Origin of the sequence: Mesorhizobium sp. B2-7-2 (genome assembly GCF_006440775.1) — a bacterium.
GTDB lineage: Bacteria > Pseudomonadota > Alphaproteobacteria > Rhizobiales > Rhizobiaceae > Mesorhizobium.
Map to the genome: position 1 here is coordinate 1 of NZ_VFTZ01000015.1, position 24,012 is coordinate 24,012.

At 63.3% G+C, this 24,012-nt stretch carries 28 protein-coding genes; 9 read left to right on the top strand and 19 right to left on the bottom strand.

Annotated elements, in window-relative coordinates; genetic code table 11:
* Nucleotides 1-3: 3 nt before the first annotated feature.
* The gene (locus FJ425_RS19945; RefSeq protein ID WP_140725559.1) at nt 4-900 is read right to left on the bottom strand and encodes a LysR family transcriptional regulator; all 897 of its coding nucleotides are present in this window, start codon (nt 898-900) and stop codon (nt 4-6) included.
* Between the two features lie 112 nt (nt 901-1,012).
* Here FJ425_RS19945 and FJ425_RS19950 point away from each other — a divergent pair, with 112 nt between their 5' ends.
* The gene (locus FJ425_RS19950) at nt 1,013-1,303 is read left to right on the top strand and encodes a muconolactone Delta-isomerase family protein (RefSeq protein WP_140725562.1); all 291 of its coding nucleotides are present in this window, start codon (nt 1,013-1,015) and stop codon (nt 1,301-1,303) included.
* A 29-nt stretch (nt 1,304-1,332) separates the two neighbouring features.
* Here FJ425_RS19950 and FJ425_RS19955 read toward each other — a convergent pair whose 3' ends face one another.
* Together FJ425_RS19955 and FJ425_RS19960 are read right to left on the bottom strand one after the other, a co-directional pair.
* The gene (locus FJ425_RS19955) at nt 1,333-2,184 is read right to left on the bottom strand and encodes a hypothetical protein (RefSeq protein ID WP_140725564.1); all 852 of its coding nucleotides are present in this window, start codon (nt 2,182-2,184) and stop codon (nt 1,333-1,335) included.
* Nucleotides 2,185-2,413: 229 nt separating this feature from the next.
* Nucleotides 2,414-2,596: a hypothetical protein gene (locus FJ425_RS19960; protein ID WP_140725566.1), complete on the bottom strand. Its 183-nt coding sequence runs from the start codon at nt 2,594-2,596 to the stop codon at nt 2,414-2,416.
* A 367-nt stretch (nt 2,597-2,963) separates the two neighbouring features.
* Here FJ425_RS19960 and FJ425_RS19965 point away from each other — a divergent pair, with 367 nt between their 5' ends.
* Entirely contained in the window at nt 2,964-3,746 is a 783-nt protein-coding gene (locus FJ425_RS19965) for a glucose 1-dehydrogenase (RefSeq protein WP_140725569.1), read from the top strand.
* A gap of 30 nt (nt 3,747-3,776) precedes the next feature.
* Here the strand turns inward: FJ425_RS19965 and FJ425_RS19970 are convergent, their stop codons facing one another.
* From FJ425_RS19970 to FJ425_RS19985, 4 genes are all read right to left on the bottom strand, one after another.
* Nucleotides 3,777-4,259 (bottom strand): DoxX family protein, encoded by a 483-nt coding sequence (locus FJ425_RS19970; protein WP_140725572.1) that lies wholly within the window; start codon nt 4,257-4,259, stop codon nt 3,777-3,779.
* A gap of 242 nt (nt 4,260-4,501) precedes the next feature.
* Nucleotides 4,502-4,963, bottom strand: coding sequence for a tetratricopeptide repeat protein (locus FJ425_RS19975; RefSeq protein ID WP_140725575.1), 462 nt, complete (start codon nt 4,961-4,963; stop codon nt 4,502-4,504).
* Nucleotides 4,964-4,991: 28 nt separating this feature from the next.
* Nucleotides 4,992-5,963 carry an MBL fold metallo-hydrolase gene (locus FJ425_RS19980; RefSeq protein WP_140725578.1) on the bottom strand — a complete coding sequence of 324 codons (972 nt, stop codon included), beginning with the start codon at nt 5,961-5,963 and terminating at the stop codon, nt 4,992-4,994.
* A gap of 325 nt (nt 5,964-6,288) precedes the next feature.
* Nucleotides 6,289-6,510: a DUF680 domain-containing protein gene (locus FJ425_RS19985; RefSeq protein WP_140725581.1), complete on the bottom strand. Its 222-nt coding sequence runs from the start codon at nt 6,508-6,510 to the stop codon at nt 6,289-6,291.
* 420 nt (nt 6,511-6,930) lie between these two features.
* On the opposite strand from FJ425_RS19985, the gene FJ425_RS19990 reads away from it, so the two are divergent.
* Both FJ425_RS19990 and FJ425_RS19995 read left to right on the top strand, forming a co-directional pair.
* The gene (locus FJ425_RS19990; RefSeq protein WP_246673629.1) at nt 6,931-9,468 is read left to right on the top strand and encodes an EAL domain-containing protein; all 2,538 of its coding nucleotides are present in this window, start codon (nt 6,931-6,933) and stop codon (nt 9,466-9,468) included.
* A gap of 202 nt (nt 9,469-9,670) precedes the next feature.
* Nucleotides 9,671-10,666 carry a transporter gene (locus FJ425_RS19995; protein WP_140636386.1) on the top strand — a complete coding sequence of 332 codons (996 nt, stop codon included), beginning with the start codon at nt 9,671-9,673 and terminating at the stop codon, nt 10,664-10,666.
* A gap of 4 nt (nt 10,667-10,670) precedes the next feature.
* Here FJ425_RS19995 and FJ425_RS20000 read toward each other — a convergent pair whose 3' ends face one another.
* From FJ425_RS20000 to cysS, 9 genes are all read right to left on the bottom strand, one after another.
* Complete coding sequence (locus tag FJ425_RS20000; protein WP_140636388.1) at nt 10,671-11,357, bottom strand: glutathione S-transferase family protein; 687 nt, start codon at nt 11,355-11,357, stop codon at nt 10,671-10,673.
* Nucleotides 11,358-11,419: 62 nt separating this feature from the next.
* Entirely contained in the window at nt 11,420-12,349 is a 930-nt protein-coding gene (rarD, locus tag FJ425_RS20005) for an EamA family transporter RarD (protein WP_140636390.1), read from the bottom strand.
* 455 nt (nt 12,350-12,804) lie between these two features.
* The gene (gene cimA, locus FJ425_RS20010; RefSeq protein WP_140725584.1) at nt 12,805-14,421 is read right to left on the bottom strand and encodes a citramalate synthase; all 1,617 of its coding nucleotides are present in this window, start codon (nt 14,419-14,421) and stop codon (nt 12,805-12,807) included.
* Nucleotides 14,422-14,632: 211 nt separating this feature from the next.
* Nucleotides 14,633-15,598, bottom strand: coding sequence for a prolyl aminopeptidase (gene pip / locus FJ425_RS20020; protein ID WP_140636393.1), 966 nt, complete (start codon nt 15,596-15,598; stop codon nt 14,633-14,635).
* On the bottom strand, nt 15,595-16,071 hold the full coding sequence (locus FJ425_RS20025; RefSeq protein WP_140636395.1) for a GFA family protein: 477 nt from the start codon (nt 16,069-16,071) through the stop codon (nt 15,595-15,597). Before FJ425_RS20025 ends, pip begins: the two co-directional genes overlap by 4 nt.
* Entirely contained in the window at nt 16,068-16,559 is a 492-nt protein-coding gene (locus FJ425_RS20030; protein ID WP_140636398.1) for a GFA family protein, read from the bottom strand. Before FJ425_RS20030 ends, FJ425_RS20025 begins: the two co-directional genes overlap by 4 nt.
* Nucleotides 16,560-16,580: 21 nt before the next feature.
* The gene (locus FJ425_RS20035; RefSeq protein ID WP_140725587.1) at nt 16,581-16,967 is read right to left on the bottom strand and encodes a VOC family protein; all 387 of its coding nucleotides are present in this window, start codon (nt 16,965-16,967) and stop codon (nt 16,581-16,583) included.
* Nucleotides 16,964-17,308: a DUF559 domain-containing protein gene (locus FJ425_RS20040; protein ID WP_246677965.1), complete on the bottom strand. Its 345-nt coding sequence runs from the start codon at nt 17,306-17,308 to the stop codon at nt 16,964-16,966. The genes FJ425_RS20035 and FJ425_RS20040 overlap by 4 nt, the downstream gene beginning before the upstream one ends.
* Nucleotides 17,309-17,564: 256 nt before the next feature.
* Complete coding sequence (gene cysS / locus FJ425_RS20050; protein WP_140725592.1) at nt 17,565-19,016, bottom strand: cysteine--tRNA ligase; 1,452 nt, start codon at nt 19,014-19,016, stop codon at nt 17,565-17,567.
* Between the two features lie 390 nt (nt 19,017-19,406).
* On the opposite strand from cysS, the gene FJ425_RS20055 reads away from it, so the two are divergent.
* Nucleotides 19,407-19,562: a hypothetical protein gene (locus FJ425_RS20055; RefSeq protein ID WP_140699776.1), complete on the top strand. Its 156-nt coding sequence runs from the start codon at nt 19,407-19,409 to the stop codon at nt 19,560-19,562.
* A gap of 110 nt (nt 19,563-19,672) precedes the next feature.
* On the opposite strand, the gene FJ425_RS20060 is transcribed toward FJ425_RS20055, so the two are convergent.
* Nucleotides 19,673-20,434, bottom strand: coding sequence for an SOS response-associated peptidase (locus tag FJ425_RS20060; protein ID WP_140725595.1), 762 nt, complete (start codon nt 20,432-20,434; stop codon nt 19,673-19,675).
* A gap of 117 nt (nt 20,435-20,551) precedes the next feature.
* Here FJ425_RS20060 and FJ425_RS20065 point away from each other — a divergent pair, with 117 nt between their 5' ends.
* The 4 genes from FJ425_RS20065 to FJ425_RS20080 all read left to right on the top strand — a co-directional run bounded on the left by FJ425_RS20065 (nt 20,552) and on the right by FJ425_RS20080 (nt 22,950).
* Nucleotides 20,552-20,977 carry an NUDIX hydrolase gene (locus tag FJ425_RS20065; RefSeq protein WP_140636408.1) on the top strand — a complete coding sequence of 142 codons (426 nt, stop codon included), beginning with the start codon at nt 20,552-20,554 and terminating at the stop codon, nt 20,975-20,977.
* A 71-nt stretch (nt 20,978-21,048) separates the two neighbouring features.
* Nucleotides 21,049-21,426 carry a TIGR02301 family protein gene (locus FJ425_RS20070; RefSeq protein WP_140545334.1) on the top strand — a complete coding sequence of 126 codons (378 nt, stop codon included), beginning with the start codon at nt 21,049-21,051 and terminating at the stop codon, nt 21,424-21,426.
* Between the two features lie 353 nt (nt 21,427-21,779).
* Entirely contained in the window at nt 21,780-22,037 is a 258-nt protein-coding gene (locus FJ425_RS20075) for a hypothetical protein (protein ID WP_040984202.1), read from the top strand.
* 124 nt (nt 22,038-22,161) lie between these two features.
* A complete protein-coding gene (locus FJ425_RS20080) occupies nt 22,162-22,950 on the top strand; it encodes a hypothetical protein (protein WP_181175981.1) in 789 nt (262 codons plus the stop codon).
* A 9-nt stretch (nt 22,951-22,959) separates the two neighbouring features.
* Here FJ425_RS20080 and FJ425_RS20085 read toward each other — a convergent pair whose 3' ends face one another.
* Together FJ425_RS20085 and FJ425_RS20090 are read right to left on the bottom strand one after the other, a co-directional pair.
* Nucleotides 22,960-23,673: a nucleotidyl transferase AbiEii/AbiGii toxin family protein gene (locus FJ425_RS20085; RefSeq protein ID WP_140725598.1), complete on the bottom strand. Its 714-nt coding sequence runs from the start codon at nt 23,671-23,673 to the stop codon at nt 22,960-22,962.
* Between the two features lie 67 nt (nt 23,674-23,740).
* Nucleotides 23,741-23,965, bottom strand: a complete 225-nt coding sequence (locus FJ425_RS20090) for a hypothetical protein (protein ID WP_140725601.1) — start codon at nt 23,963-23,965, stop codon at nt 23,741-23,743.
* Nucleotides 23,966-24,012 lie beyond the last annotated feature (47 nt).

Genomic DNA, 24,012 nt, shown 5'->3' on the forward strand with positions numbered 1-24,012 from the left:
CCCCTACTCCCCTACTCCCCTACTTACCGCGTCCCTCAAATCCCCAATCACCGCCCTCCCATCATTCCGCCGCCATGCCAGATGGATCGACACGCTGCGCTTGAACCATGGCAGGTCGCGAAAGATCACGCCTGGGGGTGCGGTGCTTCGCAGGCTTTCCTGTACCGTCGCCAGGCCCATCCCGGCGCTGACAAGGCCAAGCGAGGTCAAGGGATCGGCGGTCTCATAGGCGATATTGGGCATGAAACCGGATTCGGCGCAGGCCGCCAGGAATTGCGCGCGGTTGGTGTCGCCGGGCTGGCGCACGACTGTGATCCAAACGCGGCCGTTGAGATGCCCGGGCGCGATGTCGGCGACATCGGCGAGCGGATCGCCTTCCGGTATTGCAAGCACCAGCGGTTCGCGCCGCACCAATATGCTCTCGATATCCGGATCGCCTTGCGGCGCCGGCGCATAGACGAAACCGAGGTCGAGGACGCGCTGCCTCAGATCTTCGAACTGCGCCGCCGTCCGCCGGCTGCGCAACTGCAGATGAAAATCCGGCCGCGCACGGCGGAAATCCCGCAGCATGTCCGCGACCAATCCGGAATGCACCGCGCCCTCAACATAGCCGATGGCGAGGCTGCCTGTGGCGCCGCTGGCAAGGTTGCGGCCGAGCTCTTCCAGCCGCGCCGCATTGGCAAGCAACGCGCGGGCTTCGGCAAGGAAGGCCCTGCCCTCGGCGTTGAGGTGGACGCGCTGCTTCGCCCGCTCGAACAAGGCGACGCCCAGTTGTTCCTCGAGCTGGATGATCTGCCGGCTCAAGGGCGATTGCGAGATGTGCAACTGCTCGGCGGCGCGGCCGACATTGCCGGCTTCGGCGACGGCGACGAAATATCTGATCTGGCGCAGGTCGAGCATTCTTTCGCTTCTAAGTCCTCAAAGGTCTTAACTATAACCTAATCAGTCTTGGACAGTCTGACCAGCGGGCGCGATATCTCCCGGTATCAACCAGCCATGAAAGGAGATCGCCATGCAGTTCTTTGCCCTGCTCACCCGCGACACCCAGAAGTTCGGCGACGCCGATTTCGCGCCGCTGCTGCCGCCCGAGTCCGAGCAGCGCAAGACGCTCTACGTCCAAGGCGCCGTGCGCCAGATCTGGAACCGCGGCGATGTTCCCGGCAGCGGCATGATGTTCGAGGCGGCAGACGAAAAGGAGGTGCGCGGCCACCTTGCCACGCTGCCGCTGATCGAGGCCGGCATGATGGACATCGCGGCGATCGTGCCGCTCAACCCTTATCCGGGCTTTGGACCGAAGCGGTGAAGCAGCTGCGGCGGCCCACCTGACAGCGCCTACCCGCGACCGAAAAGACGACTGAAAATACCCGAGCGCGCGCCGCTGTAGCGCTCGGGCAGAGGGCGGGTGAGCAGGAACTGTTCGTGGCCCTCGACGGTCTCGGTGCCGCGATAGCTGCATTGCAGCGACCTTGCCAGCGGAACGATTTCCTTCAGTACGGAGCCGAAACCCTCGCCGTCGATCGGCACGTCCTTCGCCATCCTGAGCTCGCGCGAGACTATCTCCAGACTCAAGAAGCGGTAGCCGCGCTTTTCAAGCTCGGCGCGCAGCTTCGCCAGAGAAGGCTCGGCGCCCCAGAACTCGAAGCGTGTCGGCCGGATGCGGGCATCCGCGGCGATTTCCAGCCGGAGGTTGCCTATCGCCTCGGCGGGAAGGATGAGCGGCGCCAGCGCGGCAAGCGAATGCCGTTCCAGCGTGAGCGGAAAGGCCAACGCCTCGGCGGCCTTGCCAGCTATCTGTTCGAAACCGGCGATGTCTTCGGTCGTAAAATAGAAATCGCGGCCGCCCGCGCCATGCTGTTCGGCGATATAACAGGCTGGGCAGTTTGCGGCAGCAAGATCCTGGCAAAGCTTTTCGAGGAAAGCGTAGCTTCGCTGCGATCCCTTGGGCGTCAGCAGAGTGTCACGCGCCGTCAACTCGTCTGCGCGCGGTGTGAGCTTCAGGCGCAGGATCGGCAGCGAGGCGGCGGCCCGCAGCAGCACCATGTTCACCCGCGTATGGATGAAGAGCTCGCCGCCATCGGGGCGGTAGCGTACCAGCGCGCGATGCGGTTCGGCCTCGCGGATGACCTCTTCCGTCTCATCGTTCGAGACCTGTTCGCCGGTGACCGGAAATTGAAGCAAAGTCATGCGATCGCCCCCAAATCGCGTTGATCGAGCCATCCTGCCAGTTTGTCACGACCTAGCCTAGATGGCTCACGGCCAAGCGTCCTGCATCGCGTTCACCGACAGCCAGGCCATCGCGGGCAGCGCGACGAGCAGCGCCAGCCGCATCCCCGCCAACCTTGCGTGGTCGGGCTCTATGCTTGCGGGACAGCACGGATAGCGTTCCGCGGGCAAACGGACCGCCAGCCGAAGCCTAACCGCGATCCGGCAGCAACCGCAGGACAAAGCCCACTATGAGACCGAGGACGAAGCCCAGCGGGCCGGTGATGAAGATGCCGAGCAGCGGACCCTGGTTTGCCTCCGGCGTGAAGATGACCGGGCCGACGAAGCCGCCGAGAAAGCCGATCACACCCAGGATTGCACCCCATTTAAGCATCGTTCCCCCATAAGCCTGCGACGACCGCAAGCAATTCTCGCGTGAAATCAAGCCAAGTATTAGCTCCATCTCAGTCAACTGCACAGGGATGGGCGCCTTACGCGGATGCGCAAGCAATCCCGGGACAGTTTATGACATATCCCCACGATGATAGGCCACGCCATACCGCACCGACCAATTGCAAATGCGGCACAGCCCGCTTGTTAGTCCGATTTATCAGATGAATCGGTTGAATGGAGCCGGGCTTTGCTGCTAGCTGTGAGAGGAAGAATTCCGGCGCCCCTGCTCGGCAACACCTTGCCGTTGGCCGGGGCCCACAAGGCCTTCGCGCTGGCCAGCGACAAATCGCAATCGATGAAGGTGCAAATTGCGCTCGACTGATTATCTCGGCCGCCTCTTCGGCCTCGAAGGCCGGCATGCCTTCGTCACCGGCGCCAGCCGCGGGCTGGGGCTCGCTTTCGCGGAGGCCTTGGCTGCCGCGGGCGCGCGCGTCACCATCGGCGGCCGCAAGGCCGGCGAGTTGAAGGCCGCCGGCGACCGTTTGCGCGCCGAAGGCTACACGGTGGCGGAGTCATTGATCGACGTGACCGACACACGGTCGGTCGACGCGGCGATCGCGGCGAGCGAAGCCGGCACCGCGCCGATCGACGTCCTGGTCAACAATGCCGGCATCCAGCGCCGCGCGCCGCTCGAGACGTTTTCCGACGCCGACTGGGATGCGCTGATGGCGACCAATCTCGACGGCGTGTTCAAGGTCAGCCGCGCGACGGTCAAAGGGATGATTGCGCGCGGCAAGGGCGTGATCATCAACGTGTCGTCGGTGCAGAGCGCGCTCGCCCGGCCCTCGATCGCGCCTTACGCGGCAAGCAAGGGCGCCATCACCATGCTGACCAAGTCGATGGCCGGCGAATGGGGCCAGCATGGCGTGCGCGTCAATGCCATCGCGCCGGGCTATTTCAAGACCGAGCTGAATGCAGCATTGGTTGCCGACGAGAAATTCTCCACCTGGCTCGCCGGCCGCACGCCGATGCGGCGCTGGGGCGATGTCGCGGAACTGGCGGGCGCGGCGGTGTTCCTGGCTTCGGATGCGGCGAGCTTCGTGACCGGGCAGACGCTGCTGGTGGATGGCGGGATCACGAGCGTGTTGTAAGGCCGCCCTCACATCACGCGGACCCGCGCTTCAAACCGGCGGGCTCGTCTCCCCCACTGACAGATGCCGCTCGACGGGCGGGTGAATCTTGGTATCCTTCGAGAACCCAGCCAGAACCCTGTCCACCGACAGCCCACCCGCGCCGCTGAGCGCCAGGATGAACATGCCGCCGGCAATGGCGAGGTCCTTCTCGAAATGCAGCAATTCGTTCTGGCTGGCGAAGTTGGTGTGGAAGAGGCTGGCCGTCATCAGGCAGAACAGGCCGAGCCCGATCGCGCCCAGCCGCGCCAGGATGCCGAGCGCCACCGAAAGGCCGGCGCCAAGCTGCAACGCGGTGGTGGCGAGAAGCAGCGGCGTGCCGACGCCGAGCGCGGCCATCGCCTTCTCAGCGCCCTCGAAATGCGTCGCCAGCTGCAGGCCCTCATGCACGAAGATCAGCGAGAGAAGCAGGCGGCCGGGAAGCAGGACGACGTCCCTGGCGTGAAGTTTTTCGGCGAGTTCGATCGGTGTCATGGTCGGCTCCAGTCTTTGGGACCAAGTGGCGCAGCGCGTCCGCGTGGAGGTCCGCCTGCGCGCTCGAGGTTGAAAGGTCGGAGCCGGCGCGAGGGAGAGGAACGCCGGCTCCGGTTTTCGGGCGCTACCGCCGCGGCGCCCAAAATCGGTACCTATGGGGGGCGAGGTCGGTGCCAGGCCCCCTCTCCGGCCGCTTCGCGGCCACCTCTCCCCCACGTTGTGGGGGCGAGGAACAGGCTGAGCTATTTCGTCACCTTGGTGGCGATCGCCTGCTTGAGGTCGGCAAGCTCCTCGCAGCCGGCCGGGCAGAGCTTTTGCAGCGAGGCGAGCTGCTCGTCGGCCTTGGCCATGTCGCCGGTCTCGACATAGAGCTCGCCCAGATATTCATGCGCGGCCTTGTGGTCGGGCTGAAGCTCCAGCGCCTTGGTGTAGTAGGTGAGCGAGGTCTGGTAGTCGCCGGTCTTGCGCAGCGTGAAGCCGAGCAGGTTGTAGACGTCGGCCTGCTGAGTGTCCTGCGCGAGGTCGCGCAGGTCGGCAAGCGCGCTTTGATAGTCCTTGGCCTCGATCTTGGCTTTCACCGCCGTCAGGTCCGGCGCGTCGGCGCCTTCGATGTCGTCCACGGCATAGGCCGGAACGGCGATGGCGATCGGGGCCGCCGTCAAGACCGCAATGGCGCCGAGCACCGCGAAAAGTGCGTGTTTCATTGTTATCGCTTTCTGTTCAGGATCCGATTCAGATTTGGGTTGGGGTGAAGGCGTAGGCATTGCCGTCCTTGACGAAGCTGCCTGTGCCGGGGAACGGAAAGTGCGAGCCGCAGATGCGGACATTGTCGGCGATCACCTGGTCGACGATCTTGTGGCGTGTGGCGATCGCCATCGGCCCGTCCTGGTCGTAGGCGCCCTGCCATTCGGGATGCGGGGCGAGCAGCGCCGGCACGTACATGGTGTCGGCCGAGACGAGGAACTGCTCGGAGCCGGCATCGACATGGTAGACGGAATGGCCGGGCGTGTGGCCGGGCGCCGCCATGATGCGGATGCCGGGCACCACTTCGGTGCCGTCGTCGACCAGCTTCCAGTTCTTCCATTTCGGGAAGTTCTCGGCGATGCGCTTGCCCGCGGGCTTGCGGCCCTCGGGCAGCTTGGCCAGCCGGCTCGGATCGGTCCACCAATTATACTCGGTGGCGTTGACGATCAGCTCGGCATTCGGGAACACCGGATCGTTGGTGCCCTTTTCCATCAGGCCCCAGACATGGTCCGGATGGAAATGCGAGATCAGGATGGTGTCGATCGCCTTGTAGTCGATGCCGGCGGCCTTCATGTTGGCCGGCAGATGCGTGGCGTTGGCCTGCCACTGGCCGACGCCGGAGCCGGCGTCCATCATGATGGTGCGGCCGTTCATCTGGAGCACCACGACGGTGAGCGGGATCGGCATGAACTCCGTGGTCAGCCCCGCCTTGGCGAGTGCCGCCTTGGTGTCTTCGACCGACACGTCCTTGATGAAGGCCGGGTCGTGCGGCTTGCGCCAGATGCCATCATAGACCGCGGTGACTTCGAGCGGGCCGACCTTGTATTTGTAGAAGCCTACCAGCGGCTCGACCGGGGTTTCGGCGTAAGCCGCGGGCGCGAATTCCAGCTTGCCGGCAATGCCGAAGGCGGCAGCGGCCGCGGCGGATCCCAGCACCATGCGACGCGTCATGTTGAACATCGGAAATCTCCTCTAATGGCTGCGGGTTGTTTCAAGTTTCATGCGGTATGAGAGAATGGCGGAGGGCTCGGTGCTGCCCTCCGCCGAGACTGCGGAAACCGGCACCGACCGGTCCGACTGAAGACCGACCGGCGCCGAGGAGATCAGGACTTCTGGTTTCCGACCCGGCGAGGCGTGCCTTCCCCGCCGCGATCAGAACCCTTCGCCCCGAGCTCCGGAGCGAGGACCTTTCGGTCCCGGCTGGGATCAGAACCTGCGGTTCTGACTCCTGGGCGAGGACCTTTCGGTCCCGCCGGGGATCGGGACCTGTGGTCCCGACTCCTGCCTAGCGACCCCAAATGCCCTGGCCGGGCTCTTCCGCAGCAATCCTGGCCGCCGGCTTCATGGCGTGGCGGGCCATTTCGGGCCTCACGATGGAAGCGGTGGTGGTGGTGTCGACGACGGCAGCCTGCTGGCCGCCATTCGTCCAGGAGAAGTGGTCGCTGCCGGCAAAGGCGCTGCCGGTGGCAACCAGGATGGCGACTGCGGCAAAGGCGGTTCTGTTCATTTGCGTATTCCTTCCGGGTTGGTTGATGCGTGACTTGGGAGGATGGCCTCGCTACAGCCAAGACCCCGAGGGCCCCGGCTTTATTCCCGGGGGCGGAAAGAATTTTTTGGAGGCAACGGAAGATCGCGATTTTTGCGCGATGAACGGCCCGGTTAGCCGGCGTTAATCATGGCTTGAGTTTGTTGGCTCAAGGCAAGCCTCCAGGCCGCGAATGGCGCAACTTGAGGCGGGCATGGAAGTTCTAATTTAAGCACTTTCCTTTAACTCCGATCGACGGCGCGTCGTCCTCCGATCGACAGAGCGTCGCCCAGGAAAGCTATTCGGGTTGAATTGACCGCGACAAATTTCAACATCGGTCGTATCAGGCAGGCCGTTTTCTCTTCCGCCAACGTGCCGGCGGCGATTGCCTTCGTCGTGCTCATGATCTGCGCGATCTTCGTCGACCAGCAGAACAAAACGGTTTCCGATCAACTCACGCGCGCCGACGTCCTCTACAAGGTCAATATCATCCGCGCCAAGCTGGAAGGAAACATCAACGGCAATCTCCAGCTGGTTCAGGGCCTCGTCTCGGCCATCGTCACCGAGCCCTATATGGGGCAGCAGAGATTTGCCTCCCTCGCTGCCAATCTCTTCAAGCAGAAATCGCAGCTGCGCAACATTGGCGGCGCGCCCGATCTCGTCATTTCGCTGATGTATCCGATGGAGGGCAACGAGAAGGCGATCGGGCTCGACTACCGCAAGAACGAGGCGCAACGCTTGGCGGCGCTTAGGGCGCGCGACCAGCGCATATCGGTGCTTGCCGGTCCCGTCGACCTCAGGCAGGGCGGGCGCGCCTTCATCGGCCGGATTCCTGTCTTCGTGCCGACAGCGGGGGGCGGCGATCGCTTCTGGGGCCTTGTCTCGGCAGCTATCGATATCGATCGGCTCTACGCCGCAAGCGGCCTCACCGACCCCGGTCTCGACATAGATGTGGCGCTTACCGGAATGGATGCGCTTGGCGGCGGTGGCCAGCGCTTCTTCGGTGGCGCCGACATCGTCAAGAACAATCCGGTAACGGCAGAAGTGCAGCTGCCGTTCGGTTCCTGGCAGATATCGGCAGTCCCCAAGGGTGGTTGGCCGGCCGTGCCGAAGAACGAGCGGGTCTTGCAGGCGCTCATGGCGCTCGCCGCTGTGCTGGTGGTGCTGCCCATACTGGTGGCCGGACGGCTGTTCGGCGAAAGGCAGAAAAACTATGCCGAATTGAGGCGCCTGTCCGGGAGGCTGGAACTGGCTCTGGAGGCTTCAGGGATCGGCGTGTGGGAGCAAGACCTCGTCACCGACGAGCTGCTGTGGGACGATCGCGTCAATGAGATCTACAGCAAGCCCGCGGATGGGAAGCCGCGCGGCTATGACGACTGGGCACTGGCGATCCACCCCGAGGATATCGCACGGGCACAGCGCGAGTTCGACCTTGCCGTGGCTGCAAAAGGTCCCTACTCGTCGCAGTATCGACTGCTTCGCCCAGACGGCACCGTCCGCCATGTGCGGGCGCGTGCAAGCTACTTCCAGGACAGCGACGGCACGCCGAAGATGGTCGGGGCCGAGTGGGACGTGACCAGCGACGTTCTGCTCAACGAGAATCTGGTGCGTGAACGGCAATTGTCGGAATCGAAGAATGCCGAACTCAAGACCGCCAAGGCGCGCATCGAGCATGTTGCGCTGCACGATTCGCTAACAGGCCTGCCCAATCGCCGTTATCTCGACGAGATGCTGGCCAATTCGCCCGAGGATCGCACTGCGCTGCTGCATCTCGACCTCGACCGCTTCAAGCACATCAACGACACGCTCGGCCATGCGGCGGGCGACGCCATGCTCATGTATGCCTCGAAGGTCATCAAAGCCAACGTCCGGGCAGGCGACTTCGTGGCGCGCATCGGCGGAGACGAGTTCGTTGTAGTGTGCCAGGGGCGCGATGACAATGAACTCGCCGCGCTAGCGGACCGTATCATCGAAGAAATGCGCCAGCCCGTCGACTATAAAGGCCACCAATGCCGGTTCGGGGTCAGCATCGGGATTGCGGCGCTTAGCGGCGTCGATGCAAAGCAGCTGCTGGTCAATGCCGATCTCGCGCTCTATCGAGCCAAGAGCCGCGGTCGCAATCGTTATGAGTTCTTCAACGAAGAGCTGCAGAGCGAGATTGTCAGGACCAAGCAGACCGCGGACGAGATCCTGGGCGGGCTGGAGCGCAACGAATTCATCGCCTACTACCAAGCACAGTTCGATGCCAAGACCCTCGAGATCGTCGGCGTCGAGGCGCTGGCGCGCTGGCGCCATCCACGACGCGGCATCCTCGCCCCCGACATCTTCCTCAAAGTGGCCGAGGAATTGAACGTGGTCTCGCTGATCGACCGCACGATCCTCGAACAAACGCTGGAGAATTTCCAGTGCTGGTCGCGCGACGGTCTCAACATCCCGCGCTTTTCCGTCAACGTCTCGGCACGAAGGCTGGAGGACAAAGACCTGATCAACGGCCTGCGCAAGCTGCCGATCAAGGAGGGAACCGTCTCATTCGAGCTCGTCGAATCGATTTTCCTGGACGAAAATGACGAGCTTGTCGCTTGGAACATCGAGCACATCAAGGAACTCGGGATCGACATCGAGATCGACGATTTCGGCACGGGCCATGCATCCGTCGTCAGCCTGCTCAAACTGCAACCGAGCCGTCTCAAGATCGACCGGCAGCTCGTCACGCCGATAACCGGTTCGGCGGCGCAGCGGCGGCTGGTGTCGTCAATCATCGAAATCGGCAAATCGCTCGGCATCGGCGTCGTGGCGGAAGGCGTCGAGACGATGGAACATGCGCGCATCCTGAAGGACCTCGGCTGCGACATCCTGCAAGGCTACGCATTCGGGCGCCCGATGGACGCAAAATCCTTCAGGACCTTCGCCATATCGCGCAAATGGCTGGCCACGGCATAGGTGGACGAAGCGAGCTGCCGTTTGACCGCACCGCCGCCGGCCGCGCGGGGTGTTCAGCAAACGAGCATACGATAGGACAGCCCTGCCGAGAGTGACAGCAGCTGCAGTCATCAAACTGTCACACCAGGCGGCAACCTCCATGGTAGGTTTGCCGTAGCCGTCCCCGCGACCCCTGACCGCATCAAGAGCCGGCGAAGCCGCCATGAACATCGCCCTCCCCGCCGAAGGCACCGACCTCTCGCCCTATCTGCCGGACGAGCACGGGCTGTTCTTCATCTACCATTTCAAGGCCGACGGCAGCCGCACCAAGAATCCAGCGGAGGCGCATTGGAGCTGGCGCAGCTACCAGATCACCGACATGCGCGCCCGCCAGGAGATCGGCGCCGAGCAGGCCCTGCCGGCGCCGGTGCGCGATGCCTTCCTGTCGCCCAGCCATGGCTGCCAGATCGATTTCGAGGACGACTTCCTCTATGGCGACCTGCCCGACCTCAGGCACGATTTCGCCGAGGCGCGCGGGCTCACGCATTTCCGCTTCGCCTTCAACGACAGGATGCTGGTCGGCGCCCGCAAGCAGCCGCTGGAATCGGTCGACAAGATCCGCAAGCTGGTGGAGAGCGGCACGCGAAAATTCCGCACACCAGCCGAGCTGATCGAGGCGGTGATGGGCCAGTCGCTCGACGGCATGGCGGCCGAGCTCGACAAAATGGGCGACACGCTCGACGGCATCGAGGATCGCATCGTGTGCGATGCATGGCACAATGAGCGCCAGGCGCTGGTCGACGCACGCCGGCAGCTGGTGCTGATCCACCGGCAGATGGCGACGCTCACCAGCCTCTTCCGCCATCTCGACCATTCGCATCGCAACGAACTGCCCGACCCCATCAACGACATGGCGACCAGGCTCTCGCACCGGGCGCACACGCTGCATCACGACGGCGAGCAGTTGCAGGCGCGCACACGCCTGTTGCAGGACGAGCTGATGGCGAAGCTGACCGAGCAGTCGAACCAGCTGCTCTATATCCTCTCCGTCATGACGGCGGTGCTGTTGCCGATGACCATCATCTCCGGCCTGTTCGGCATGAATGTCGGCGGATTGCCGCTGGTCGGCACGCCGCTGGGATTCTGGGTGGTGACGGCGATCTCGGTCGTCATCGCCGGCATCATCTATATGTTCGTGCGACGGCTTGGGCGCGTGTAGCGCTTCAAGCGGTTGCCCGCAAATCCTCGACGACGGTGCCCGCTGCACTGATCTCCGCGTCATGGCCGGATTCGCGCCACGTCTCGGCAAGCGCGGACGCGTACCATTCGCGCATGGCCGGCAGGTCGAGCAGCCGTTGCGGGTAGGCAGCTGCCGCGCCTTCGAAAGTCAGGCCGTAGGACTGTGCCCTGAACGCGATGGGAGCGAAGAATGCATCGACGGCGCCGAAACGGTTGCCGGCCAGGAAAGGTCCGCCGAAACGCGCAAGACCGTCGTTCCACAAATCTCCCATGCGGAAGATGTCGTGCTTCAGCGCGCCGGACATCGGCAATGGCGCGACGCGCACGCCGCAGCTCATCGGGCAGTTATTGCGCATCGCGGTGAAGCTCGAATGCATCTCGGCGGCGGCCGAGCGCGCCCAGGCACGCGCTTTTGCGTCCTCCGGCCAGACGCCCTGGTGGCGTTCGGCCAGGTATTCGACGATCGAGAGCGAATCCCAGACCGTCCAGCCGTCATCGACAAGGCAGGGTACCCGGCCGTTAGGCGAGAATTGTCGGTAGAGGTCGAAACTCGATCCGCTCGGGAACGGCGTCAACCGCTCCTCGAAAGGAATGTCGAGGACGCGCATCAGCAACCATGGCCGCAGCGACCAGGACGAATAGTTCTTGTTGCCAATATGCAGAACGTACATCAGGACCCTGCCCTGTTTGATGCAACCCTAGACGGAAAACTGTCTCGAACTTTCCCTGGAAGTTACTTTATCGCGGGCGCCGGCGAGCGAAGCTCACGGCCCCTGAACATCGACCAGCTATACATCGCCAGCGCCGTCCAGATCAGCGCGAAGGCGATCGCCTGCGTCGTGCCGAACGGTTCATCGAAGATCAGCACGGCGATCAGGAACACCATGGTCGGCGCGATATATTGCATGATGCCGATGGTGGACAGGCGCAGCAGCCTGGCGCCGAAGGCAAACAGCAGCAACGGCACTGCGGTGACGGGACCGCAGCCGATCAGCAAGGCCGCGTCGGCACCGGTGCTGGAGATGAAATGATCCTGGCCGGTGGCGATCAGGTAGACGATGTAGCAAAGCGCCGGCACCGACAGCAGCAGCACTTCGAGCAGGAAGCCCTGGCTGGGGCCGATCGGCAGCGTCTTGCGGAAGAAGCCGTAGGCGGCGAAGGAGAAGGCGAGCGCCAGCGACACCCAGGGCAATTTGCCGGCCTCGATGGTGAGCACCGCCACCGCGATCGTGGCCAGCGCCACCGCGGCGATCTGCAGCCTGTCGAGCCGCTCGCCGAGCAGCACTGCACCGACCACGACGCTGACCAGCGGGTTGATGTAATAGCCAAGCGCGGTCTCGACAGTGCGATCGACCGCGATCGCCCAGACATAGATGCCCCAGTTGATCGAGATCAGCACCGCCGTCAGCGCCGCCATGGCAAGGCTTTTCGGCGAGCGGATCGCCGCCTTGAAGTCTGCCGTGCGGCCGGCCCAGATGAGCACCGCCGCGGCGATCGGCACCGACCAGACGACGCGGTTGGCGATCACCTCGGCAAGCGGCAGATGCGCCACCGCCTTCATGTAGAAGGGCAAGAGCCCCCAGAGGAAATAAGCGCCGAGCGCCAAGAGAAAGCCGCGCCGGGTCTTGGCATCCTGATCGAGATCGGCTGTAGCGGTGACCATGGCCAACGCTATGGCCCAGCGGACCGCCCAAGACCATCACAAAATTATGATGGATCAACGGAGTTTTGGTGATGGTTCAAGGGGGTCGCAATTCCTCGCCCCACGGAGTGGGCTACGGCATGCACCCATTTCCAAGCGGCTGATCTTTGGCGATAGCGTGCATGGCAGCTTGGAGCATGCATTGTCCAATGTAGCGCTGGTCGACCCCCACTCCGTCTCGGCTTCGCCGAGCCACCTCTCCCCCGATCGACGGGGTAGAGGAAAGGCGCCAAGCTTTCAACGCTCGTCCAGCAACACTCCCTTCCTTTCCCTCCGGAGGGGGGAAAGGTGGCGCTGCGAAGCAGCGACGGATTGGGGGAACCACCTGGCAAACAAGCCTCGGCCTGATCAGTCGCGCCAGTCACACAAGATGTGTGCATAGCGTAGCCGCCTTCGCGGGGGCGAGGAAAGGAGTTCTACTCCGCCGCCACCAGTCCTGCCATCTCGCGGTTCTTCATCAGCTTGTAGACGATCGAATCCATCAGCGCCTGGAAGGAGGCGTCGATGATGTTTTCCGACACGCCGACCGTCCACCAGCGGGCTCCAGTAGAATCGTGCGATTCGACGAGAACGCGAGTGATGGCCTCGGTGCCGCCGTTGAGGATGCGCACCTTGAAGTCGGCGAGCTCCAGGTCGACGATCTCGCTCTGGTACTTGCCGAGATCCTTGCGCAGCGCGATGTCGAGCGCGTTGACCGGGCCATGGCCTTCGGCCACCGACATCTTCTCCTCGCCGTCGACCTCGACCTTCACGATCGCCTCGGAGACGGTCTTCAGATTGCCATTGGCATCGAAGCGGCGCTCGACCATGCAGCGGAAGGAGGTGACGTTGAAGAACTCCGGCAGCCCATGCAGCATCTTGCGGGCAAGCAGCTCGAAGGAGGCGTCGGCGCCTTCATAGGCATAGCCTTCGGCCTCGCGCTCCTTGACCACGGCGATCAGGGAGTCGAGCCGGTGATCGTCCTTGGGCACGTCGATGCCGCGCCGCTTCAATTCGGCGAGAAAATTGGCCTTGCCGCCCTGGTCGGAGACCATGACGCGGCGGCGGTTGCCGACGGCTTCCGGCGGCACATGCTCATAGGTCGCCGGCTCTTTGGCCAAAGCCGAGGCATGGATGCCGGCCTTGGTGGCGAAGGCGGAGGAGCCGACATAGGGCGCCTGGGCTTCCGGCGCGCGGTTGAGCAATTCGTCGAAGGCGCGGGAGAGCCTGGAGATTCCGGTCAGCGCCTCGGCCGAAATGCCGGTTACGAAACGATCAGCGAAGGCGGGCTTCAGCGAAAGCGTCGGGATTATGGAGATGAGATTGGCGTTGCCGCAGCGCTCGCCGATGCCGTTCAGCGTGCCCTGGATCTGGCGCACGCCGGCCTCGACCGCGGCGAGTGAATTCGCCACCGCCTGGCCGGTATCGTCATGGGCATGGATGCCGAGATGATCGCCCGGGATGCCCTGCGCGATCACCTTGCCGACGATTTCGCGCACTTCCGAAGGCTGCGTGCCGCCATTGGTGTCGCACAGCACCACCCACCGCGCGCCGGCATCGTAGGCGGTTGTGGCGCAAGCCAGCGCGTAGTCGGGATTGGCCTTGAAGCCGTCGAAGAAATGCTCGCAGTCGACCATCGCCTCCTTGGCCGAAGCGACCGCCGCCTCGACCGAGGTCTTGATCGAGTCCAGATTCTCCTCGTTGGTGCAGCCGAGCGCGACGCGCACATGATAGTCCCAGCTCTTTGCAACGAAGCAGATGGCATCCGACTTCGACTGCACCAGCGCCGCCAGCCCCGGGTCGTTGGAAGCCGAGACCCCTGCCCGCTTGGTCATGCCGAAGGCGACGAATTTCGCGCTCTCAGTCCGTTTCTTCTGGAAGAACGTCGTGTCGGTCAGGTTGGCGCCCGGATAGCCGCCCTCGACATAGTCGATGCCGAAGTCGTCGAGCAGCTTGGCGATCGCGATCTTGTCCTCGACGGAAAAGTCGATGCCCGGCGTCTGCTGGCCGTCGCGGAGAGTCGTGTCGAAGAGGTAAAGGCGTTGCTTGGTCATGGCTGTAGCTCGAAAGGCTGCGATCCTTCGCGCCCCCCTCTGTCCTGCCGGACATCTCCCCCATTTGGGGGGAGATCAGCCGTCACTTCCGCTTTCGCCAATTTCCAGCGTTGCAGGAGGAGCGGCAGAGCCGAAGCTGCCAATCTCCCCCCTTGTGGGGGAGATGTCCGGCAGCACAGACGGGGGCGCCGTAGAGCACGAACCTGCATCGTCATTTCCCCGCGAACCGATCCGTCGCCCGGATCAGCCGGTCCAGGATCCCGGGCTCCGAATAGGCGTGGCCTGCCCCCTCGATGAGGTGGAAATCGGCCTTCGGCCAGGCCTTGTGCAGCGCCCAGGCATATTTCGCCGGGCATGGCATGTCATAGCGGCCGTGGACGATGGTGCCGGGGATGTCCTTCAGCTTCCAGGCGTCGCGCAGCAACTGCCCCTCCTCCAGCCAGCCGGCATGGACGAAATAGTGGTTCTCGATACGGGCGAAAGCGATCGCGTAGTCGTCCTGGGCGAACGGGTCGCTGGTCTCGGGCTCGGGAAGCAGCGTGATCGTCTCGCCTTCCCAGATGCTCCAGGCACGGGCGGCCTGAACTTGAGCCTTGCGGTCGGAACCAACCAGCCGCTTGCGATAGGCGGCCATCATGTCGCCGCGCTCGGCCTCGGGGATCGGCGCCAGGAAGCGCTCCCATTTGTCGGGGAACATCTCGGAGACGCCGAACTGATAATACCATTCGAGCTCGGCGCGGGTCAGCGTGTAGATGCCGCGCACGACGAGCTCGCTGACACGCTCGGGATGCGTCTCGGCATAGGCGAGCGCCAGCGTCGAGCCCCAGGAGCCGCCGAAGACAAGCCATTTGTCGAAGCCAGCCAACTCGCGCAGGCGCTCGATATCGGCGACGAGATGCCAGGTGGTGTTGGCCTCCAGCGAGGCGTTCGGTGTCGACTTGCCGCAACCGCGCTGGTCGAACAGGACGACGTCGTAGAGTTTCGGGTCGAACAGGCGCCGGTGTTTCGGCGAAATGGTGCCGCCCGGACCGCCATGCAGGAACACGGCGGGTTTGGCGCCCTTGGTGCCGCAGCGCTCCCAATAGACGGTGTGACCGTCGCCGACGTCGAGCATGCCGGAATCGAACGGCTCGATCTCGGGGTAGAGCGTACGCAAGGAACCGCTGTGGATCGTCATAGTTTCAAGCCCTGCTGCGGCCAGTTGACCGTCTCGTGGTCGGGATGCTGGAAAGAGATGATCTGCTCTTGCCGCCGATAGAAGTCGGGGTCGTCAAGGATCGGCGCCTCGAATATCTTTTCCACCCAGGGCAGGCGAACGGCGTAATTCACCTGGATCTGCGGCGCGAGGTCGGAGCGGTCGTCGAAAGCGCCGATGGCGATCTCCAGCGCGCCGGGCTGGCGGTAGGTCAGCGGCGTGCCGCAGCGGGCGCAGAAGCCGCGGTCGATATTGACCGAGGACTGGAAATAGCTCGGCTCCTCATGGGTCCATTCGACGCCGTTCTTCGGCACCGCCACCAGCGCGCCGAAGAAATTGCCGAACTGTTTCTGACACATGCGGCAATGGCAGATGGACGGGCGCCCAAGCTTGCCGTGGACGCGGAAACGTACGGCGCCGCACTGGCATCCGCCTGTTCGAACTTGGTCGGTCATGGTCTTTCCTCCGGCGGCCATTGCTCGGTGTCGTGATCGGGATGCTGATAGGAGACGAGCTCGGCCAGATAACGCGCAGACGCGATATCGGCCATCGTGTCCTCGGACGGCAGTTTGGGGATACCGTCGACATAGGGAAGCTTTGCTTCGATGCCCCACTGGATAGTGGGCGCGATGCCGGTCGGATCATCGAAGGCGGCGATTGCAAGTGCTGTGCCATCCGGCGCCTCGAAAGTCAGCGGCGTTCCGCATTCGGCGCAGAAGCCGCGCCAGACGGCGTTGGACGAGCGGAAGCGCTTCGGCTCGCCGCGCGTCCAGTCGAGCGTCGCGCCGCGCACCGAGACCAGCGGCAGATAGAAGTTGCCGCTCGCCTTCTGGCACATCCGGCAGTGGCAGACCGAGGCGTCGCCCAGCGCGCCCTCGACGCGGAAGCGCACCGCCCCGCACTGGCAGCCGCCTGTATAGACCGGCCGGTTGTCGAGGCTCATCGCTCACTCCTGGTCATCGGCTTACTCCGCATCATGGCAGACCGCCTCGACATTGTTGCCGTCGGGATCGAAGACGAAGGCGCCGTAATAGTTGGGATGATAGTGCGGCCGCAGGCCCGGTCCGCCATTGTCCTCGCCGCCCGCGGCAAGCGCTGCCGCATGGAAGGCATCGACCTCGGCGCGGCTGCGCGCGGTGAAGGCGACATGCTGAGTGGATTTGGGCTTGTCCGTGCTGTCGCTCAGCCAGAACACCGGCCGGTCGCGACCATAACCGCCAACCTTGGCGCCGCCGGTATATTGGTCAGGCACCATGTAGAGCAGCGAAGCGCCCAAAGGCGCCATCGCCTTGTCGTAGAAAACCTTCGAAGCGTCAAAATCGGACACGGTGATGCCGAGATGATCGATCATATGACGAGCTCCTCCCTTGGTGGCGCGGCGGCCAGGCCGGCCACGATGACGATGTGCTGGCAGACATTGTCGATATCGCGGATCACGTCGTCGTTCCAGAAGCGCAGGATGGTCCAGCCTAAAGCCTCGAGCTTCGCGGTTCGTGCAGTATCGGACGCCGACACTTCAGCAAGAGCGTGCTGAGAGCCATCGATCTCGACGATCAGCTTTTTGTCGGGGCAAGCGAAGTCGACGATGTAGCCTGCGATAGGCATTTGCCGCCGAAAGGAAAGGCCCATCAGCCTATGTGCCCGGATTTCGTTCCAGAGCTTCAATTCGGCATCTGTCATTTGCTTGCGCATCTTGCGCGCATTGCCGCGGTTGGCGGGAGATACCCGATGATGCGTCATCGCGAGGCCCCCCTCTCTGTCCTGCCGGACATCTCCCCCTCAAGGGGGGAGATCAGCAGCTTCACCGACGGCATCTCATCTGCCACGTCCGCGACTGGCGAAAGCCAAGGCGACATCCAATCTCCCCCCTTGAGGGGGAGATGTCCGGCAGGACAGAGGGGGGCGCCTCGCGCCAACCTCTCCAATTTCGCGTCCCGAGCATCCACCCTCACCGCTTGATCTCCCAGGTCGTCACGCGCTCGCCGGTGACGGGGTCCTTGCCGTCTCTCAGTTGCACGCCCTGCGCCAACAGTTCTTCGCGGATGCGGTCGGCTTCGGCCCAGTTCTTGTCGGCAATGAACTTCAGGCGATCGGCGATCGCCTTGGCGATCGCTTCCTCATCCACCTTGGTCGCGCCCGTGTCGAAACCTAGGAAAGCCAGCGCTGCCTTTAGCGAAGCGGCTGCGCCATTCCCGACCTCGCCGCCGGCATCGACCGCCTCGCCGGCGAGCTGCGTCAGCCGCTGGAAGGCGGTGTAGGTGGCGAGATCGTCGCAGAGCGCTTCCACCACCTCGGCCGGCAATTCTTTTGCCGCCACAGGCGCGAGGTCGGCGGCGCGTTTCCATTTGCGCAACGTGTTTTCCGCCTCCTCAAGCTTGCGCACGGAGAAGTCGATCGGCTCACGGTAATGCGTCATCAGCATCGCCAGCCTGAGCACCTCGCCCGGCCAGGCGCGGCCGCCGAAAGTGTCGGTCTCCAGCAGCTCATGGATCGAGAAGAAATTGCCGAGGCTCTTCGACATCTTCTGGCCTTCGACCTGCAGGAAGCCGTTGTGCATCCACACATTAGCCATGACCTTGGTGCCGTGGGCGCAGCGCGACTGGGCAATCTCGTTCTCGTGGTGCGGGAAGATCAGGTCCAAGCCGCCGCCATGGATGTCGAAGACCTCGCCAAGATAGGCGGCCGACATGGCCGAGCATTCGATGTGCCAGCCGGGCCGGCCCCTGCCCCACGGGCTCTCCCAGCCGGGCTCTTCCGGGCTCGACAGTTTCCACAGCACGAAATCGCCGGGGTTCTTCTTGTGCGCGTCGACCGCGATGCGCGCGCCGGCCTGCTGCTCGTCGAGATTGCGCTTCGACAATTCGCCATAGTCCGGCATCGAGGCGGTGTCGAACAGCACCTCGCCTGCGGCGACATAGGCGTGGCCGCGCTCGATCAGCTGCCGGATCAGCGAGAGCATGTCGGCCTTGCCGTCGGCACGGGGCGCGACGAACTCGGTGGCGCGCGGCTCGTAGGTCGGCTGCAGGCAACCGAGCGCCGCGACATCCTTGTGGTACTGGCCGGCGGTCTTTTCGGTGACCTTGCGGATCGCGTCGTTGAGCGACAGCTTTCCGGCCGCGATGTCGCCGCCGAAGTCGCGCAGCGCCCTGGCATTTATCTTGTCGTCGACATCCGTGATGTTGCGCACATACGTGACGTGGCTTTCGCCGTAGAGATGACGCAACAGACGGAAGAGCACGTCGAAGACGATCGCCGGACGCGCATTGCCGATATGGGCAAAGTCGTAGACGGTCGGGCCGCAGACATACATGCGCACGTTGTGCAGATCGATCGGAACGAAAAGTTCCTTCGCCCGCGTCAGCGTGTTGTGGAGGCTGAGGCCCTTCGATGCGTCCGACATGCGGTCCCGGTCCTTAATTTGGGTTCACTGGAACCAGCTCTGCGCCGTCGGCGCAAATCAGGCTCCAGCCTGCTGGCCGGGGCGTTTTTCCGATCTGGGGAAAGATAAGGCGAAAACGTCCGGACCAGCGCGAGGCTAGCCAATAATGCAAATGCCACAAATGGCGAAAGACGTTTTCATGGGCGGCTTTATCGCGCCGGCGGGTGTTGCCGTCAAGTCGCTCTGCTCAGGAAAGATGTCGTTGGATCACAGGTAAAGACAGGCCGAAACATTTTATTAAACATGTCGGCACAGTGATGAAACATTCGCCGGCTAGACCGCCAGAAGTCACGATTTGGTCGGAATCGACCGCCAAACGCTGAACACGAAACGGTTACCAGGGAGAGAATCATGGCTCGCGCCAAGCAGGAACAGGACCGACAAACGCAGCCGGCTCTCGCGAGCCACTACCGCGCGATCGGCCCGGCGGCCATCGTCGCAGCGCTGCTTCACACCGCGAAGAAGAAGAAGCCGACGCAGAAGATCGTCTCGCCGCGCGCCGCCTGACAAGAACGACCGGCACAGTCCCCGACCATGCGGAAGCCGGCGATGAGGGCGCAAACAAGCGCCCTGGAGATGAAGGCCCCAAAGCAGCCTCTCGAGGCGAGCAGCCTTCGCTAAAAGAGCGTCATCTGGTTTTCGTCAGCGCCGGGCTTCTGGCGCCTGACCTTCTCGGCCTGTGGCCCGACGACGCCCCGTTCCTGAATCTCCGGCCCGGTGTTGGCGACCTTGTTGACCAGGTCTGAAACCGGAATCGCCTCGAAGAAATCGGGCTCGGCGGGTTTCAACAGGTCGAGCACGTCGCGCGGCTCCTGCGTGCGGCAATCGAGCCAGCGGGCGAAGTCGCACTCCTCGATCACCACGGGCATGCGGTCATGGATATGGGCGATGCCGGCATTGGCCTCGGTCGTGAGGATCGCGCCGGTGTCCATCTCCGAGCCGCCTGGTTCGGCATAGGTCTCGATCAGGCCGGCGAAGGCAATCATCCCGCCTCGCTTCGGCCGGATCCAGTAAGGCTGGCCCTTCTTGCCGCCCGACTGCTGCCATTCGTAAAAGCCGGAGGCCGGCACCAGAGCGCGGCGGTGGCGCATGGCGGTTTTGAACGAAGCCTTTTGCAGCACGCCTTCGGAGCGGGCGTTGATGAGCAGCGGAAACGCCTTGGTGTCCTCGACCCAAGTAGGAATCAGGCCCCAGCGCACCAGCATCGCCTGGCGATCCGGCAAGTTCGAGCCCGGCTCCCGCCGCGGCCCGGCAAGCGCCATAAGCACCGGCTGCGTCGGCGCGATGTTGTAGCGCGGCGGAAATTCCTCCAGCTCGGCCAGGCCGAGCAAGGCGGCGGTCTGGTCCGGCGTCGCGGTCAGGGCAAAGCGTCCACACATGGATCTGGGTTCTTCGATTGACGTGCCACGAAAGTGGCGATGGAACCGCCATGCCGCAACGGCTAAAGCTGGATTCGCCCAATCGATCCACAAAAGGCTGCAGAAAGATCGGCACGCATGGAACAGCGCAAGATCATACCGGCCGTTTCCGTCGCCGTTGTGCGCGGCGGCACCGTGCTTCTGGTCAAGCGCGCGCGGGCGCCGTCGCAAGGGCTCTATGCCTATCCCGGCGGCAAGGTCGAGCCGGGCGAGACGCTTGCGCAAGCCGCAGCGCGCGAGTTGCAGGAAGAGACCGGGCTCGAGGCGACAGGCTACCGGCCGCTGCGCGACATCCATATTGACGGCCATGCTGAAAACCACGCGGTCGACTATCTGCTGACGGTGTTCGGCGCGGCCTATGCCGGCGGCGAACCCGTCGCCAGCGACGACGCCGAGACGGCGGCGTTCTACACGTTGGCGGAAATGGCAGGGATGCCGCTGGCGGGCGACGTGTTCTCGGTCGCCGAAGAATTGCTCGGCCCCGCACAAGACCCCAGGCGGTGAGCGTCCAGAATGGCCTTGCAGGCGACAAAATGTTTCGCCACAAGACCCTGCTCTTTCATCGCAAGGCTTTGATGACCCGCGCTTCCGCTTTTCTCGCCGCGTGCCTCGCCGTCAGCATGACCGTCGCAGCGTCCCCGGCGCCCGCCGCCGAGGCGCCTTTCGAGCCCGGGCTGATGCGGCTGGCGGAAGTGCTGGGATCGCTGCATTTCCTGCGCAACCTGTGTGGCGAGAAGGGCGACAAGTGGCGGGGCGAGATGGAAAAGCTGCTCGAATCGGAAAATCCCGATCCCGACCGGCGCGCCCGTTTCATCGCCTCGTTCAACCGCGGCTATCGCTCCTTCAGCGGCACCTACACCCGATGCACACCGTCGGCGACCGAGGCCATCGCGCGCTACATGAAGGAAGGCGAGACGCTGTCGCGCGACATCGCCTCCCGCTACGGGAATTGAGACCGGCTCGACCGCTGCGCGTTTTGCGCAGATTTGTTGCGGGCAATCGGCGCCAATGTGACGTGCCTTATTGTGTCCTGTCTCGCTCTGGTGCAATCATGTGTTGCACTTGCGCAACAGTGTTAATGAAACGTTAGCGCGCAGTTGTGGAATTAACTCAAACTGAAGGTTTCGATGCCCCAAGCCGGTCTAATCGGCTAAGCTCGGCATCGATTGAGGGCAGTCTCGCCCGGAATGTGGATTTCGACCGTAAAAATGTCGTATTTACAAAGACTTAATTGAGACTGCGGACGAACTGACAGACCAAGCCGGATCCCTCGTCGGATCGACGCTTGCAGAAAGTGGACATCGCAATGGAACATGGTGTCAGCGACATCGACGCTTTGGTCAGGGAAGAAAAGCGGCTGACTGCCGTGGAGAGCCATAGCGAAGCGTGGGCGGAGGGCCTGTCGGCCGGCATCGAACCGGAAATCATCGCCGAAGCAGCGCTGGAGACCGCTTTCGGCGAGATGTTGCGCGCCAATGGCGAGACCTCCGCGCTTGCCCTGCTCGACCGCATGCGCGAGAAAGTGATCGCCGGCGCGTTCGAGCCGGAACGGCTGAAGCACTAGCCATCTGTTTTGACAGCGACATTTTGATAGTGACTTTTGACGCGCCGTTTGGGCATCATGTCCATGCGCTCGGACATTCAATGCGCCGGCCGGGCCGAACCCGGGAACCATGGAGAGGCAAGCGGTGAGATTTTCGATGTCAGGCCGGCCGCGCGGGCTGGCCGTTAGCATCCTGATCGCCGCTTCCTGCCTGGCGCTGCCTCTGTGCCTCACCAGCACGCCTTCCTACGCGCTGAGCGAGATCCAGCGCGAGGACCTGCCTTCGCCGGTCACCGCGCCCGCCAATAGCGACAACGCCGCGCCCGGCGCTGCCGTGCCGATGCCGGAGGCGCCCGGCACCAAGCCCGCGGACGACCAGCCGGCCGACGACACCGATAAGTCGGAGCCTGAGACGCCGCCCGCCAATGGCGGCATCACCAGCCCGCGCGCAGACCCTGACGCGCCGCCGCCCGCGGTCGTCTACGACCTCAACACGCTTCCCGAACCGGTCAAGCGCATGCACGGGCTGCTCATCGAGGCCTGCCGGACCGGCGACATCGAGAAGCTGAGGCCGCTGATCGGCAAGGGCGAGGCGATGACGCAATTGTCGCTGGGCGACATCGACGGGGACCCGGTCACCTTCCTCAAGAGCCTTTCGGGCGACGGCGACGGCCAGGAAATCCTCGCCATCCTGGAAGAGGTGCTTTCTGCCGGCTATGTCCATGTCGATACGGGTACGCCGCAGGAACTCTATGTCTGGCCGTATTTTTTCGCGCTGCCACTCGACAAGCTCGATGCAAGGCAGCGCGTCGAATTGTTCAAGCTGGTCACCGCCAGCGACTATGACGACATGAAGCAGTTCGGCGCCTACATCTTCTACCGCGTTGGCATCACGCCGACGGGACAGTGGCTGTTTTTCGTCGCCGGGGATTGAGCGGGAAACTTATCTCTTCCTAGCCTCCGGCCAGATGCGAGCCGCTTCCTCTCGCAAGGCCGAAATGGCGTCGGCACTCACCGCAGGGTCCATTTGCAAGACCTCGGCTGCGTCGCGGAGTTCGCGTTTGTCCCGGAGCTTACCCACCACCCAGGCAATTTTGCGTTCGATGTCGGGTCCATAAGCAGTTTGCGCCTTGTCGAGGGCTTCGGTTGGGATTTGCCCATACGCTTTAACCAGCATCCCGAGATCGAAGGCATCTCGATATGCGACGGCACGATCCTGGCATCGATCGGCATTCGCCAGCAGCTTCTCGGCAAACATGTCTGCAGGAACAAGGGCCGGTATCCCCAGATCGTCGTCAAAATGACCACGCAAATCGATGCGGCCCTCCCGGACGACTTCGAACCGGATCGGTTGATCCGTCAGGCGCAACACCGTCCTTAGGCCATATTGGTCGATCTGAAAGTCCCGAACAGTTTCGACGGGCTCAGGAAAAAAGGCTCGAACGCCGAACTCCGATGCTCGTGTCCGCAGCTCGCGGTAGCCGCCGGCGTCGGCGCAAAGAAAATCCAGATCCAGTGACCGGCGATACTCGCCAAGCTTCATAACAATGGCTGTGCCGCCGCCAAACCAGCATTGGTTCGCCGTCAGAAAGTCTCGATCCATCAGCTCGAGGGCTTTGGCAATCACCCTATGTTCCGGTTTTTTGAACGCCTTCATGATTTCTACCCGCAATATTCCTATCGGGCGCGGTGATGGTGCGCATCGAGGACCACAAGATAAGTTATCACGATGTGGTCAGAAGGATGCCGTGACCGAATTCGTCGGCCAATTTCATGATAAGCCGCTTCTCACGCGCCGTAAGGCGCTTTTGATCGACAAAGCGCCAGTTGCGTTCGTAAAGCGCAAAGGCCTCTTTCGCGGGAATAGGGCGCGCGACATCGCGGTTCCAGGCGAGCGCCTGGAGCTCAGGAAACTCCGCAGGAATGATCGGCGCAATATTCGCGGTCATAGCCCACTCAAGATAATGCAGAGCGCTTAACAAATCCAATGTCGGTG